We start from the raw sequence: 14,984 nt of genomic DNA on the forward strand, positions 1-14,984 counted from the left end.
GAGGATGAGGGCGAGATCGTCGGCATTGGCGATGATGAGATCGTACCAGCGTTTCAGGACGGCGCTGCGCTCCTTGGCGGGACGCTTGGCCCAGTCCTTCTGCACCGCGTGGGCCGTATCGATGGCGCGGCGCGCCACCTCGGGGCCGAGATCGGGCACGTGGGCGATGATGCTGCCGTCGGCAGGATCGGTGACCGGGATGGACTTGCCGTCCGGGGCATCGATCCATTCGCCGGCCACATAGGCCTGCGATACGAGCAGGGACGCATCCTTCAAATCAGGAATGTGGCGAACCGCGGGCTTGGCATGTGCAGTCATATTGAAACTCCCAAAAGGCGAAGAGCGGCAGGCGTGCCGAGTGACACACCCGAAAGAAAGAGAAGAACGAACACGATTTTGCGCATCGTGGCTGGCGAGATCGGCGGCGGCCAACGGCGAGCCGCGTAGGTCGCACCCATGACGACCGGGATGGCGAACAGACCTGTCAGATCGGAGCCTGCCGGCAGATTGCCGGATGCCGCGACGAGACCGATGCGGAAAACCGCGTTGAGCGCGAAGACGGTAACAAGAGTTTCGCGCACCACCACCAACGGCATGGGTTGACGATAGAAATGATAGACCAGCGGCGGGCCCGCCGTGGAGAACATGCCTCCCATCAGCCCGGCAATCCCGCCGAAGAAGAGAAACGATCCATCACTCGATTGTTTAGCAAGAGGCTCGGGCTTGCGCGCCAGCTGCAGACTGGAGACGATGATCACCATGCCTAGGATCAGGCGCAAGAGATCCGCACGCGTTCCGGCAAGCCATTCGAGTAGCCAGTAACCGACGAAGAGGAGCGGAACGCTCGATGCCATGACGAAGGCGAACTCCCGCCATGCCACGTCGCGCCAGCCCTTCAAGAGCATCTGCGTTGCATTCACCAATGTTAGAACGCTGACGATCATTGCGGCATCGGGCAGCGACAAGAGCCCTGTCAGGCCGACGCCGCCCATGGTGATGAGCCCGAAGGCGAAGCCCGTCAGGGTCTGTGCATAAGCGGCTGCGCCTGCCAATACAAGGAAGCCGATGAGCTCCGCAGGTGACATTGCTCAGAGTGTCCTCAATCCGGCAAACAGTTCCGCGAACTTCGATCCAGCGCGATAGAACACCGGCGGATGTCCGAAGGGTGCCTGTACGATCACTTCCTCTCCGCCCGCAAAGGATTCGCCCGACCACACATGGATCCACTCCGCGCCTCTCGGAAGATAGGTTGTCCATTCCGCCTTTCCGGCCCGCCAGACGGGCGCGACGAGCAGATCCGAACCATAGAGATAGGCGTCCTGGATCGCATAGGTGCGGGCATCATCCTCGAAATGGAGGAATAGCGGACGTTGCACCGGAAGACCATGCGTAGAGGCCTCGGCCACCAGCGATTTCAGGTAAGGTACGAGATGCACATACACTTGGGTCATGCGGGCGAAGTGCGAGAGCACCTGCTCATCCTGGTCAATCTGGAGATTGTCGCCTGGACGGTTGCCCTCATGAGTGCGCATGACCGCTGTGAAAGCGCCCATTTCGGCCCAGCGCATCAAAAGCTCGGCCGTACGCACATTGCCGAACAGACTGGTGTAACCGCCAATGTCCGAATGGTGATAGGCGTTGCCGAGAAGGCCGGACGAGAGCGCGCCGGAGATCACGGTGACAAGACCGTCATGGCGGGTGAAATCCACCGACTGGTCGCCCCCCCACAGCAGCGGACAATGCTTCTGCACCCCTGTGAATCCGGCGCGCATGAAGAACAGTGTCTCGCCCGTCTTGCCTCGGCTCTTGACGGCACGTGCGTTCACCTCGGCCCACATGGTCGGCCAGGCATTGTGCATGAGCTTGGCATCGACGCCGTTGGCGAGATGCACGTCGATGGGCAAGTACTCGCCGAAATCGGCCATCCATCCCGACAGGCCGAAATCGAGCATGTTCTGACCGATCACGCGCTCGGCGAACCATTCGGCCGCTTCCGGGTTACTGAAATCCACAACGCCACAATCGAATTCGCCGAAGTCGACAAGCGCTGTCTTGCCATCCGCGTCAGTCGCGAAATAGCCTTTCGCGTCGGCTTCCGGGAACAAGGATCCGTCGACTGCCAGATAAGGGTTCACATAGCCCAGGAAGCGAATGCCGCGACCCTCGAGTTCCGTCATGCGCTGGCGAAGATCAGGATAGCGGTCGTCATTCGCCTTCCAGTCCCAGAACAGGCGCGCGCCGAACGAGGTGTGGCGAAGCCCCACCCAATCCTCGCACCAGAGACCGGATACCTTCGTGCCGGCGGCGATGAATTTGTTGAGCCTCTCGAAAGAGTTCGCACCATCCTTCAGGCCGATGATCGCACCGCCATAGACCCATTCGGGCAAGGGCGGCTGGCGGCCGAAGCGCTCCGACATGGCTTCCACCAGCGAGAGGAAGGTCGGGCGCGCCGTGATCTCGATCCGCTCCGGAACGGCCCAGACCTCGATCTCGTGGAAGCCGTTGCGGCGGAAGTCGAAAGCGGAATAAGCCGTCGTCTCCACATGCATCGCATAACGCCGGGAAGACAGGTAAGTCGGTTGCGGATAATTGGTATTCCAGTAGTCGCCGCCGGACTTGCCGGTTACATCCGACTTGAAGGTGATATCCGTTGTCTTATCGCGACCGACACCAGGCTCGGAGGTCCAAAGCGGAAAGTGGCGTCCGCGCATGTCAAAATACGACATCTGCTCGCCACCGCCCCAGACGTGTTCACCCACCTCGGCCTCGACGCGCAGCCAGATGCGATTGATCGAATGATCGGGCGCGTGGAAAGCGACGACAGCGTTCCGCCCATCGCCCGACAGGTTGAGGATAATCCGCACAGGCTGACCCGCGGCAGCCGAGAAAGCGATCTCGGAGCCGGACACCACCGCATGGGCGAGCGGCACACGCTCTACGACGTAATCCTCGATATCGAAATTGCCGCGATACATGTCCATGCGAGCCTCGCCATGGCCGACGAAGAGGCAGGGCGCATCCCCACGATGGCGTAGGATGTGCCTGCCATCGAGAAGGAAATCGAAGCCTTTGGGTGTTGTCTGAATCTGCATGGGAAATCTCAATTCTGTGTCAGGCCGGCATCGACGATGAAATTGGCGCCTGTGCAGCCGCCGCTCTCATCGGAGCCGAGGAACAACGCCATCTTCGCCACATGGCTGGCATCGAGGCGGAATTTGAGCGCCTGAAGGTCGATGAATTGCTGGTTCAGCTCAGGCGTGAGCCAAAGCTTTTCCTGGCGCTCGGTGAGGATCGCACCGGGCACGATGCAATTCACACGGATACCGGAGGGTCCAAGCTCGCGGGCGAGCGTGCGGGTCATGCCGTTGATCGCCGCCTTCGCGGTGGTGTAGCCCACCATGCCGGGTCGTCCGCGCATCCAGGAAATGGAGCCGAGCATGATAACCGAACCCCTGCCCGCCTTGGCCATGCCTTTGACGACAGCCTGCGTGGCAAAGAATTGATGATCGAGGTTGAGCGCGAGGGCGCGTCGCCAATAGTCCGGCTCGACCTCGCTAATGTCATGGCGGTCATCCTTACCGGCATTGTTGACCAGGACGTCGATGCCACCGCGCTCGCTCTCGATGCGGGCGAGCACATCGCGCAACCCCGCAATGTCCGTGACATCGCAGACGTGGAAAACTGCGCCCGTGGCTTCAGCCACGGCCTCGCCCATCTCGCGGCTGATATCGAGGAAGGATACGCGCGCGCCCTGAGCCACGAAGGCCTTCACCATCTCCTCGCCGATGCCGGAGGCCCCACCTGAAATGACCACGGAGCGGTTTTCCAGGGAGCGATACTGAACGGATGTGTAATCGAACGACATCGAAATTATGCGCCTCAAATGGAGGGATCAAAATGGTGTTCGGGCCGGCCCGGCACGTCGACCGGCATCGAGAAGAGGCTGCCGGAATGCGGCAATGCCGCGAGTTCTTCCTCGGAACGGCCGGTACACGCGGAAGTCACGTAAAGCGTCTTCAAGTCGAGTCCGCCGAAGGACACCATGGTGGGGCAGCGAGCGGGAACGGGATATTCCGCGAGCAGGCGTCCATCGGGATCATAGCGCTGGATGCGGCCGCCTTCGAACAGAGCCGTCCAATAGCAACCCTCGACGTCAACCGCAGCGCCATCGGGGCGACCTCGGTCGGTCTCGGTCGGTTCAAGACGCACGAAAAGTGTTTTGTTCGTCGCCTCGCCGGTCGCAGGGTCATAGGCATAACGCCAGACCGTGAAAGTGGGCGTGTCGGAATGGTAGAGCGTGCGGCCATCCGGCGAGAAGGCGACGCCGTTCGAGGTCAGCAAGCCGCTCGCCAGCACCTGTAATCCTCGTCGGTCATAGCGGTAGAGATGCGCATTGCCGCCGTCCTTCGGTTCGTCAATCGTGCCCGCGAGAAAGCGTCCTGCCGGGTCGATGCGTCCGTCATTGAACCGGCTCGTGCGCTGGTCTTCCGGATTGTCGGCAAGCTTCTCCAGCCGGTCGCCGCTCGCATCCAGGAGCCAGAGGCCTGAACGGAAGGCCGCGATGAAGCCGCCTCCCTTCCGGAAACCGAAGCATCCGATCTCCTCAGGCATGGGCATCGTGGAATGTTCGCCGGTCGCCGGCTTGTAGCGATGCAGCGCCTTGCCTTTGATGTCGACGAAATAGAGCGCTTGTTCCTCAGTGGACCATTGCGGGCATTCACCGAGTTCAGCACGCAGATCCAGAGCAACGTCAAACGTCATCGCAGAATCTCCACGGCAAAGCGCACGCTTCCGGTCAGCCGTTCGCCGGGCGCAAGGTTGCGCAAGCCATTGTCGGCAACATCAGGCCGGTTCACGGCGTTGTTCATATGACTCACGGGTTCGACAGCAAAAAAATCCCGGCCTGATGGAACATAGACAACCAGGTGGCTGAAAACCGGATCGGCCTCGATTCGCAGGCCGATCCCGGCCTCCTCGAAATTGATCCGTGCCTTGCCATCCCAACCCTTGAAGCAATTGTCGAGCTGCGGATGCCCGAGATCGCGAAGGAAGCGGTAATCCCAGTACTCCGGCACAGCGACAGCGTCGGCTGGAAGCGAGCCAGGACCGGTCTGATAGACTTCACTCGCGGTGAATTGCAGGCGAACATCATGACTCTTGGGGAAGAACGGGTGGATTCCGAACCCAGCGGGCATGGAACGCCTGTCCCGGTTCTCCAGCATCAGAGTCAGTGTGAAGCCCTCATCATCGAGATCGAAGGTCTGCTCCGCCCGGTAGGCGAAGGGCCATTCCTTAGCGCCCTCGCCCGCCGGATTGTGCTCAAACACGAGGCGGCAGTGCGTGGAGTTACTGTCCAGAACCTGCCAGGGCTTCTGCCATGCATTGCCGTGGACGGCGTGTGGATGATCGCCGAAATTCAACGCAAGCTGGTGCTGTACGCCCTGATGAGTGAAACGTCCCTCCGCAATGCGGTTGGAATAAGGGATGAGCGGATAGCTGCTAGTGAGCCGCACGAGACCCTCAGACAGAGCCTCGGGAGACGTCGAGCGCATCAGGGAGACATCCTTGCGCCGAAATCCCGCGACAGCTCCGCCAAGGGCAGGAGCGAGGGCAAGCTTTAGATCGCCTGCCTTCAGCTCTATGGTGGCAGTTCCGCTCATCGGACCCTCAATAGGCGGCGGTAGGTACAGCAGCTGGTGCGGGCTGGTCGCGCATGACGCCGAGCCAATCCGAGGCGCGGCCCGTCATCATGGCGATGTCGGACGCGATGGCGGCGAAGCTGTAGCCGTATCCGAGGAAGCGGCGCACCATGTCCGGGTTAGGGCCGACGATGCCGACCGGCTTTCCGGCGGCGCAGCAATCCTTGGCGGCCTTCTCGATCAGGGCTTGCACCTCGGGATGCGCGATATTGCCGATATGGCCCATGGCGGCGGAGAGATCGCCGGGTCCGACGAAGAGGGCATCGACGCCCGGCACGGCAGCGATCTCGGGCAGACGCTCGATGGCCTCGGGCGTTTCGAGTTGCACGATCACGCACACCTCGTCATTGGCGCGCTTCAGGTAATCCGTCGCGCGGCCGAACCGCGATCCGCGATGCACGGCCGCGACGCCGCGCACGCCTTCCGGCGGATATTTGGCATAGGAGACTGCCTGACGCGCCTCTTCGGCATTCTGCACGAAGGGCAGCATGATCGTCTGCGCACCGGCGTCAAGGGCGCGCTTGACCAGAACCTGATCGTTCCAGGCGAGGCGCACGACGGCGTCCGCCGGAGTGCAGCCGATGGCGCGCAGGATCCCGGCGAGATCCGAAATTTCGATGGGCACGTGCTCCATGTCGACAACGAGGAAGTCGAAGCCCGTGTACCCCATGGCCTCGGCCGTGGCGGGTGCCGCCGCCATGAGCCATGTGCCCAGCGGAGGCAGCGGCCCCTCGCCTTTCAGCCAGCGCTTGAAACGGTTTTCGATGTCGATCATCGCATCCTCAGAAAATGGGTGGTTCGGAAACAGCACCTGGCCCGCTCAGGAAGTCGAAGTCGCAACCCTGGTCGGCCTGCGAGACGTGGCGCTGGTAGAGCGCGGCAAACGAGCGCTCATAGATCGGCGCAGTGGGCTTCCATTTGGCGCGGCGGCGTGCGAGTTCTTCCTCGTCGACCCGCATGTCGAGGCGTCCGGCTTCAATGTCCAGCTCGATCAGATCGCCGGTTTTCAGCAGCCCGAGCGGACCGCCGACGGCAGCTTCGGGCGCCACATGAAGGATGCAGGTGCCGTAGTGGGTGCCGCTCATCCGCCCGTCGCAGATGCGCACCATGTCGCGTACACCCTGTTTCAGAAGTTTCTTCGGGATCGGCAGGTTGCCCCATTCGGGCATCCCAGGCGCGCCTACGGGGCCCGCGTTGCGCAGCACGATCACTGTATCCTCGGTGATGTCGAGATCGGGATTATCGATCGTGCGGTTCATCTCGGCGGGACTGTCGAACACGATAGCTGGGCCGACATGCTTGAGGAACTTCGGATTGGCAGCGGACGACTTCAGCACTGCGCCGTTGGGCGCAAGGTTGCCGCGCAGCACCGCCAGCGTCTTGCCACGGGAGAGCGGCACAACCGGATTGTCCTCACCGCGAATAACGTCGTCGTTCCAGCAATCTGCACCAGCGAGATTCTCACCGATGGTCTTGCCGTTGACGGTCATAGCGTCACGGTCAAGGTGGTATTCCAGCTTCTTGAGCAGCGCCGGCAAGCCGCCCGCGAAGTAGAAGTCCTCCATCAGGTATTCGCCTGAGGGGAAGAGATTGGCGCAGACCGGGACCTTTCCGGCCATGTCGGACATGTCGTCGAGGGTGAGGTCAACACCGGCGCGGCGCGCCATGGCAACGAGGTGGACGGCCGCGTTGGTGGAGCCCCCGAGCGCCATATAGGCCACAAGCCCATTGTGGAAGCTTCGCGCATCGAGGAAACGCGAAGGCTTCCAATCCTGCCAGATCATATCGACGATGTGTTCGCCGCAGGCCGAAGCCATGCGCGGATGCCCACTGTCGGCAGCCGGAATCGAAGACGCGCCAGGAAGCGTCAGTCCCATGGCATCCACAATCGACGTCATGGTCGAGGCCGTACCCATTGTGTTGCAGGTACCGATGGAGCGCGTCATACGGCTCTCCAGATCGACCCAGTCGTCCTGCGTGATGTTGCCGGCACGCAGCTCGTCCCAATACTTCTTGGTATGGGTGCCGGCACCAGTCTTCTGGCCGCGCCATTGTCCGTTCGACATGGGACCCGCCGGGCAATAGACCACCGGCAGGTCCATACTGATGGCACCCATGAGGAGGCCGGGTGTGGACTTGTCGCAGCCGCCGAGCAGGACCGCGCCGTCGATGGGGTGAGAGCGCAGAAGCTCTTCGACTTCCATGGCGAGGAAGTTGCGATAGAGCATTGTGGTGGGCTTCACCATCACCTCGCCCACGGAAAGCGCGGGCAGTTCGACCGGATAGCCGCCAGCCTGCCACACGCCGCGCTTCACCGCTTCCGCGCGGTCCCGCAGGTGCGAATGGCAGGGGCTCAACTCGCTCCAGGTATTGATGATGCCGACAACCGGCTTGCCCATGAACTCTTCACGGCGCAAGCCCATCTGCTGGGTGCGTTGGCGATGCGCGAAGCCGCGCATGTCGTCGGACGCATACCAGCGCTGGCTGCGGAGCTCTTCGATAGTTCTGCGTGTCATGGAACGCTCCTCAGCCCTTGATGCCGCCGGAAGTAAGGCCGGATACGACGCGCTCCTGGAAGATCACGATCAGAATGGCGACGGGCACGATGCCGACCACGAGGGCCGCAGAGATCACCGGCCAGGGGAAGGCGAACTCGCCTTGATACAGCGTGATGCCGACCGGCAGGGTACGCAGTTGCGGATTGGAATTGAACGAGAGCGCGAGCAGGAACTCGTCCCAGGCATTCACGAAGGCCAGGATGCCTGCGGTGAACACGCCAGGGGCAGAAAGCGGCACTACGACCTTGAACAGCGCGCCGATGCGGGTGCAGCCGTCGATCATGGCGGAGTTCTCCAGGTCGCGCGGAATACCCTCGAAGAACGAGACCAGGATCAGCGTGCAGACCGGCAGACTCAGCACCGTATAAGGCAGGATCAGAGCGATCCACGTATTGAGGATGTTGAGAGCGCGCATGATCTCGAAGAGCGGCACCAACAGAGTCACCAGCGGGAAGGTGGAGACCGCGATGATGGCGGACAGGATCAGGTCGCGGCCGCGCATCTGAAGGCGCGACAAGGCATAGGCCGCAAGCACCGAGATGAACAGCGTGAGTGCCGTCGACAGGATCGCCACCATGAAGCTGTTGAAGAGGAACAGAAGCAGGGGCTGGTCTGTGAAGGCGCGTATGTAGTTCGCGATCGTCGGCGCATGCGGAAGCCAGGTGATCGGCTTGACGGTGAGTTCGGCTTCCGTCTTGAGCGACGTGAACAGGATCCACAGGGCCGGAAAGATGCCGTTCATGACCAGGATCAGGCCGATTAGAATTCGCAGCGGCTTGCCGGAGAAGATCGAGCGGTTTTCGGTGGTGTCTAAGGTCATGGCTGTCACCCCTTGGTCCGGATCATGCGCAGGTAGATCATGGTCACGCACATGGAGAGCACGAACATCACCACTGCCAGCGCGGAGCCGTAGCCGAGATCGAGGAAGTCGACCGTGTTCTGGTGGATATACATGGCGAGCGTCGAGGTCGCCGTTCCCGGTCCGCCGCGCGTCATGGTGAAGGGAATGTCGAAGGTTTGCAGCGCCGTGATCGTGCGGAAGATCAGCGCCACGACGATGGCGGGTTTGAGAAGCGGCAGCGTGATTTCGAAAAACTGGCGCATCCGCGCTGCCCCATCGACCTCGGCAGCCTCATAGAGCGAGCGCGGAATGGTCTGGAGACCGGCCAGGATGATGAGCGCCATGAAGGACGAGGTTTTCCAGATGATCGTCAGGCAGATTGCGGCGAAAGCCCAGCTGGCGGAATTGAACCAGATGATGCCCTCGAAACCGAGGCGGCGCAGCACGTCGTTCACCACGCCGTATTCCGAATGGAAGAACCACGCGAAGATGAGGCCCGCGAAGGACAGTGGCAGCGCCCACGGGATCAGCAGGGACAAACGGGTCGGCCACTTGGTCTTGAAAGGCAGGTTCGCCATGAGGGCGAGCGCAAGTCCGACTACGAGGGCGCCGGGAACCGTGATGAGAGTGATGAGCACCGTATTCCAGGTCGTTTCCCAGAACACCGGGTCATCGAGCATGAGGGCATAGTTCTCGAGCCCCGCGAAGGTGGCCGGAGCGCCCGACGTCAGGGAAAGATTCTGGAAACTCGTCCAGATCAGTCGGCAGACCGGATAGACGATGATAAGCGCAAGCAGCAGGGCCGCCGGCAGCAGGAGAAGCATCCCAAGGGTCCGCTCGCTCGGATCAAGGAACCGAACCCACCATTTCGTGGCACCCTCGTTCGGCGCCGTCATGCCGGTCGTTTCGCTGGCTGTTGCCATCGTCATGGTCCTGCCCTGTTCAGCGTTTCGGAGACGGACGCCCATGGGCGTCCGTCATAGGATGGGTTTGAGAAGGGTCAGCGCAGCACGCGACGCAGACGGCCTTCCATCTGCGTGGCGCCCTCTTCCGGCGTCGACTGACCGGCCAGAACCGAGTTCACCGTGGTGCGGATGATGTCGCTGACCTCGTTGTAGCGCGGGGTCACGGGACGGGCCTTGGCCGTCTCGACCACCGGGCGCGCGCTGGCGAACCACGGCACGGCCTTGGTCACGTCGGCATCCGTATAGACATCAGGGAATTGCGGCAGCAGGGCAGCATTGATCGCCATGAACTCCGAAATCTCGGGGCTTGAAACGTACTGCACGAATTTCTGCGCTTCGGTCTTGTTGTTGGAATAGGCCGAGACACCCCACTCCCAGCCGCCGAGGCAGGAAGCGGGCTGACCGCCCTTCACGGCCGGCAACTTCACGACGCCTACCTTGTCTTTCACGGCGGATTCAGCGCCCTGGAACTGACCCCAGGCATAGGACCAGTTGACGGCGAACACCACATTGCCCGCCTGGAATTCCTTGCGGGTATCATCGGTGGCCACTTCGGCGATATTCTTCTTCGATACGCCCTGATCGACGAAGCCCTTCCACATGGCGAGCGACTTCACGGCCGCTTCCTTGTCGAAGTCCAGCTTTCCGTTCGAGACGAGCTGCTTGCCCATGCTCCAATAAGGCACCAGGAAGGTGCAGACCGCGCCTTCGATCGCCTTGCCCTGGAACGACAGACCCTGGAGGTTCGTGTCCTTCTCGGCGTCGGTGATCTTCTTGGCGGCAGCGGCGAGATCATCCCAGGTCTGCGGCGGCTGAACGCCGTGCTTCTCGAGAAGGTCCTTGCGGTAGTAGAGGAACATGGCGTCGGCGAATGCGGGCAGAGCCACGACCTTGCCATCCACTGTATTCGCCTCGGCATAGGCCGGCAGATAGCGCTTCATGTAGTTGGCGGCGTCGTTGCCCAGCGTCTCGTTGAAAGGCACTGTCCAACCCGCGGCGGCATATTGCGCCGGGCGGATCACGTCGAGGATCATGACGTCGAGCGAGGTGTCCTTTGCCGTCATAATTGTGTTGAGGTACTGGGCCTGAGCCTCGGAGGTGTTGCCACCGGTCTCGATAGTGACCTTCAGGTTCGGGTTCTTGGCTTCGTACATGTCGAAAGCCTTGCGCCACACATCCGGGCGGTGCTGGCTTGAGACGAAGACGCGCAAGTTGGTTTGTGCCATGGCGGCCGAGGCCGAAAGGGTCAAGGCCGCGCCGGCCAGCAGCAGCTTCAGGGTCTTGTTGAAAGTCATCGTTTCCTCCGTGGAAGTTGATCGATGGCGATACCGTGCCGCCATCTTGTTGTTTGGCGGGCCGATCAGTGGATCGCCCGCTCCGTCGTCGCATCGAACAGGTGGACCCGCGACGGGTCGACACTGATGGACAGGGTCTCGCCCGGCTGCGGCCGCATCTCCGGCGCGACACGCGCCGTGAGCGTGGAGGAGCCGAGGGCAAAATGGATCAGCGTGTCGGAGCCCAGCGGCTCGACCACCTGCACGCGCCCGGCCAGAGCATGGCCCTCGCCTACCGGCATGAAATGCTCGGGACGGATGCCGACGGTCACTTCGCGACCGTCGAGGCCGCCGGCCTTGCCGGCGCTATGCTGATGAAGCGGAATCTTCTCACCGCCCTCGAACACCACCTCGCCGTTGCGGATCACACCCTTGGCGAAATTCATGGCAGGTGAACCGATGAAGCCGCCGACGAAGACGCTGGCGGGGCTGTTATAGACCTCGTCCGGCGTGCCGACCTGTTCGATCTCGCCGCCTTTGAGGATCACGATGCGATCGGCCAGCGTCATCGCTTCGACCTGATCGTGGGTCACATAGATGATCGTCGTGCCGATAGCCTGGTGGAGACGCTTAATCTCCGTGCGAACTTGGCCACGCAGCTTGGCGTCGAGGTTCGAAAGCGGCTCGTCGAATAGAAAGACTTGGGGACGGCGAACAATAGCGCGGCCCATGGCAACGCGCTGGCGCTGACCACCGGAGAGTTGGCTCGGCTTGCGCTCGAGAAGCTGGCCGATGCCGAGCATCTCGGCGGCCTGCGCGATGCGGGTCTTGGTTTCCGCCTCGGCTACTCCGCGCACCTTCAGGCTGAAGGCCATGTTCTCGTAAACGGTCTTGTGGGGATAAAGCGCGTAATCCTGGAACACCATGGCGATGTCGCGCTCGCGCGGAGGCAGCTTGTTCACTACCCGCTCGCCGATACGGATCTCGCCGCTGCTGATGCCTTCCAGGCCGGCCAGCATGCGCAGGGTCGTGGACTTCCCGCAGCCCGAGGGGCCGACGAGAACCACGAATTCCCGATCTGCGATTTCGAGGTCGATGCCTTTCACGATCCGAAGTGCACCGTAATTTTTTTCGAGCTTGCGGAAGCTAACTGACGACATGCTCCCTCCCTGTTGGCTTGAGGCCTTACGTCAAAACTGGCGCGCCTGTGTTGGGTCATACCCAGAGAAGCCCAGCGGCCATCTTCTGCATAGAGCCTATAATAGCGCTACGATTTTAGTTCGCAATAGCCATCCTGAGTTAGAATATTCGACTTTAGGCATACCTGCCCTGCACAGCGAAAAGGCTTTGCTGAAAGCCCATCTAGTTCTATAAAGCGATGTTGCAAGCTGATCGCAGCGCTATGAAATTGATGTGAGGTGTCGGTGGACGGCAGTAGTGAAACCGCTCAGGTTCGGGCGACGCGCAAGCGACGCAAGATGCAGCGCGTCACGATGATGGACGTGGCCAAGCTTGCCGATGTCTCGCCCTCGACTGTCTCGCTCTACCTGCGTAAGCCGGAGGCTGTATCCCCTGCCGCCGGTCAGGAAATTGCTCGGGCCATATCGACTCTCGGCTATGTGCCGAACCTCGTCGCTGGCGGGCTCGCCGCCGCGTCCTCGAAGGTCGTCAGCATTATCGTGCCGTCCATCCGCAATGCCTTCTTTGCGGAAACCGTGGCGACCATGCAGTCAGAGCTCGTCTCCGAAGGCTTGCAGGTGCTTCTAGGCCACAGCGAATATGGCGAGGAGAATGAGGAAGCTCTGGTGCGAACCGCCCTCTCCTGGGCTCCAGCCGCCATCGTGCTTACGGGTTTGACGCACAGCCCGAATACGCGAAAGCTCATCGAGGCAAGCGGTGTCCCCGTGGTGGAGATGTGGGAACTTGGGCGCGACCCTATCGACATGGCCGTCGGCTTCTCCCATCCGCAGGTCGGCACATCGGCCGCGCGCCATCTTCTGTCGAAGGGGCGGCGCTCTCTCGCATTCCTGGGTGCGCGCATGCAAGAGGACCACCGTGCCGCACAACGTGCTGACGGATTCGAGAAAGCTGCTCACGTGGGCGGCGCAGCCTCATGCCGCGCCATCAACCATCCCGGCGCAGCAACCGTCGAGACGGGCGCACTGCTGCTGAACCGTGCGCTCCAGCAAATTCCAGACCTCGATGGTATCGCCTGCTCCAACGATCTCATTGCGCTGGGTGTGCTGTTCGAGTGTCAACGCCAGAACATCACCATTCCTGACAACGTCGCAGTGATCGGTTTCGGCGACCTCGACTTCAGCGCCTCCTGCGTTCCTTCACTGACAACCATCCGCCCGTCGGGCGACCTGATCGGGAAGGAAGTCGCGCGACTGATCCTCGCCAGCATACATGGCGAGCGCCCGGAGGGAACTTCGCGTGTCATTGACACGGGCCATCTCTTGCTCGAGCGGCGAAGCACTTAGCCTTGACGTTAGAGGACTGGTACCCAAACTCTGTCTCAAATCGGCCCGCCAAGAATCCGCATCGTATGGCACCGCCTGAGTTAGGGCCGGACTAGGGCTACTACCTTCCGAAGAGGGACTGCTTCGAGTCGACGCTATTGAAAAAGCCTGCAACTGCTGTTTTTCGCATGGTCACGCACTCTCCCCCCTCCTCCATTCGGGCTCGCGTTCTAGATATCTGAACGGTTCACAGGCAATCCGCATGCCGCTTTATATCAAGAATGATGCCATCGCGGATTTGGTCGCCCAACTCGCCAAGCTGCGCGGTCTGACACCAGGGGGCGGTGCAGGCGAGCTCGATCGCGTCAAGGCGTCGCTCCCGCTGCGGAGGCGCGCAGCTATCGGGTCCATCTCTCTTTCCGCCGCAGAAGGAGAAACAGGAACCCATTTGATCCAATCGCCGTCGAGGATGATCCGTCCCATCAGATCAGCCCGCCAAGGCTTCACAACCCGTTGCATCATCTACAGGCTCTTCGTCGTGAAGCGCGATGGGTCGGCGCCCATGGGACGTAGTAACGCTGTTGCCGCCGGGATCGCGGGCTCGACCTTACGCCATGCCCGGATCTGGATCTCATACGGCTCAAACATGCTCGGCCGTTTTGTATACGGCTTGGTGCGCCGATACGGCGTCGGTTGCGTCTCGCCGGCCTGCTAGTCCGTCGTCAGGCTCGCGGCGAAGCGCCATTCCCTGTTGCGCAATCAATCCACGCCAGCGTTTAGCCATCTGAGGCTGACTCCTGTGAATAGAACATCGCTACAGGCCGAACGACTCCAACCGTTTCCTCACTCACCGGACGGAGATCGCGCACCTACAGTGCATGGGGTTGATTTCAATGTCCGCGGTTGGAGGCTCGCCTCATGCCGCCCCCTCCCCTTATTTCGCCGTCGACAAAACAAGGACCCTCATGCGGGAACACGTCTGCCGCGATTCTCATTGCATCAGTCTGGACTTTGATCACGCTGCAGGCCGGTCAACCTTATCAGCCTGCTGAGATCCGAGGCCTATCGTCTGGGGCGTGGTCCGACAGACCCCCAGCTAACCTACCCTCGACACTTCCCTCAGCGGCCGGTGACATGATGTCAGATCAGAGCAATCCTTGGGTGACCCTGTCCACGCAACACTTC

14 protein-coding genes are annotated in these 14,984 nt (G+C 61.5%); 1 reads left to right on the forward strand and 13 read right to left on the reverse strand.

The window, feature by feature from the left end:
• From ACXJKO_RS23505 to ACXJKO_RS23560, 12 genes are all read right to left on the reverse strand, one after another.
• Positions 1-318, reverse strand: a 318-nt coding sequence (locus ACXJKO_RS23505) for an aldehyde dehydrogenase family protein (RefSeq protein ID WP_457093498.1), incomplete at its 3' end; no start/stop codon positions are given.
• Positions 315-1,085: a TSUP family transporter gene (locus ACXJKO_RS23510; RefSeq protein WP_457093499.1), complete on the reverse strand. Its 771-nt coding sequence runs from the start codon at positions 1,083-1,085 to the stop codon at positions 315-317. The genes ACXJKO_RS23505 and ACXJKO_RS23510, both read right to left, overlap by 4 nt.
• 3 nt (positions 1,086-1,088) lie before the next feature.
• A complete protein-coding gene (locus ACXJKO_RS23515) occupies positions 1,089-3,092 on the reverse strand; it encodes an alpha-glucosidase (RefSeq protein WP_457093500.1) in 2,004 nt (667 codons plus the stop codon).
• 8 nt (positions 3,093-3,100) lie between these two features.
• On the reverse strand, positions 3,101-3,865 hold the full coding sequence (locus tag ACXJKO_RS23520; protein WP_457093501.1) for an SDR family NAD(P)-dependent oxidoreductase: 765 nt from the start codon (positions 3,863-3,865) through the stop codon (positions 3,101-3,103).
• 14 nt (positions 3,866-3,879) lie between these two features.
• On the reverse strand, positions 3,880-4,761 hold the full coding sequence (locus ACXJKO_RS23525; RefSeq protein WP_457093502.1) for an SMP-30/gluconolactonase/LRE family protein: 882 nt from the start codon (positions 4,759-4,761) through the stop codon (positions 3,880-3,882).
• A complete protein-coding gene (locus tag ACXJKO_RS23530) occupies positions 4,758-5,660 on the reverse strand; it encodes an aldose 1-epimerase (RefSeq protein WP_457093503.1) in 903 nt (300 codons plus the stop codon). The genes ACXJKO_RS23525 and ACXJKO_RS23530 overlap by 4 nt, the downstream gene beginning before the upstream one ends.
• A 7-nt stretch (positions 5,661-5,667) precedes the next feature.
• Positions 5,668-6,474, reverse strand: coding sequence for an HpcH/HpaI aldolase family protein (locus tag ACXJKO_RS23535; protein WP_457093504.1), 807 nt, complete (start codon positions 6,472-6,474; stop codon positions 5,668-5,670).
• Between the two features lie 7 nt (positions 6,475-6,481).
• Positions 6,482-8,215: an L-arabinonate dehydratase gene (gene araD, locus ACXJKO_RS23540; RefSeq protein WP_457093505.1), complete on the reverse strand. Its 1,734-nt coding sequence runs from the start codon at positions 8,213-8,215 to the stop codon at positions 6,482-6,484.
• Between the two features lie 10 nt (positions 8,216-8,225).
• Positions 8,226-9,077 (reverse strand): carbohydrate ABC transporter permease, encoded by an 852-nt coding sequence (locus ACXJKO_RS23545; protein ID WP_457093506.1) that lies wholly within the window; start codon positions 9,075-9,077, stop codon positions 8,226-8,228.
• Between the two features lie 5 nt (positions 9,078-9,082).
• The gene (locus tag ACXJKO_RS23550) at positions 9,083-9,994 is read right to left on the reverse strand and encodes a carbohydrate ABC transporter permease (RefSeq protein ID WP_457093511.1); all 912 of its coding nucleotides are present in this window, start codon (positions 9,992-9,994) and stop codon (positions 9,083-9,085) included.
• A gap of 104 nt (positions 9,995-10,098) precedes the next feature.
• Complete coding sequence (locus ACXJKO_RS23555; RefSeq protein ID WP_457093507.1) at positions 10,099-11,358, reverse strand: ABC transporter substrate-binding protein; 1,260 nt, start codon at positions 11,356-11,358, stop codon at positions 10,099-10,101.
• 65 nt (positions 11,359-11,423) lie between these two features.
• Positions 11,424-12,497, reverse strand: coding sequence for an ABC transporter ATP-binding protein (locus tag ACXJKO_RS23560; RefSeq protein WP_457093508.1), 1,074 nt, complete (start codon positions 12,495-12,497; stop codon positions 11,424-11,426).
• A gap of 264 nt (positions 12,498-12,761) precedes the next feature.
• On the opposite strand from ACXJKO_RS23560, the gene ACXJKO_RS23565 reads away from it, so the two are divergent.
• Positions 12,762-13,820 (forward strand): LacI family DNA-binding transcriptional regulator, encoded by a 1,059-nt coding sequence (locus ACXJKO_RS23565; protein WP_457093509.1) that lies wholly within the window; start codon positions 12,762-12,764, stop codon positions 13,818-13,820.
• A gap of 501 nt (positions 13,821-14,321) precedes the next feature.
• Here the strand turns inward: ACXJKO_RS23565 and ACXJKO_RS23570 are convergent.
• Entirely contained in the window at positions 14,322-14,447 is a 126-nt protein-coding gene (locus ACXJKO_RS23570; RefSeq protein ID WP_457093510.1) for a hypothetical protein, read from the reverse strand.
• Between the last annotated feature and the right edge of the window lie 537 nt (positions 14,448-14,984).

This window comes from Microvirga sp. P5_D2 (genome assembly GCF_054049475.1).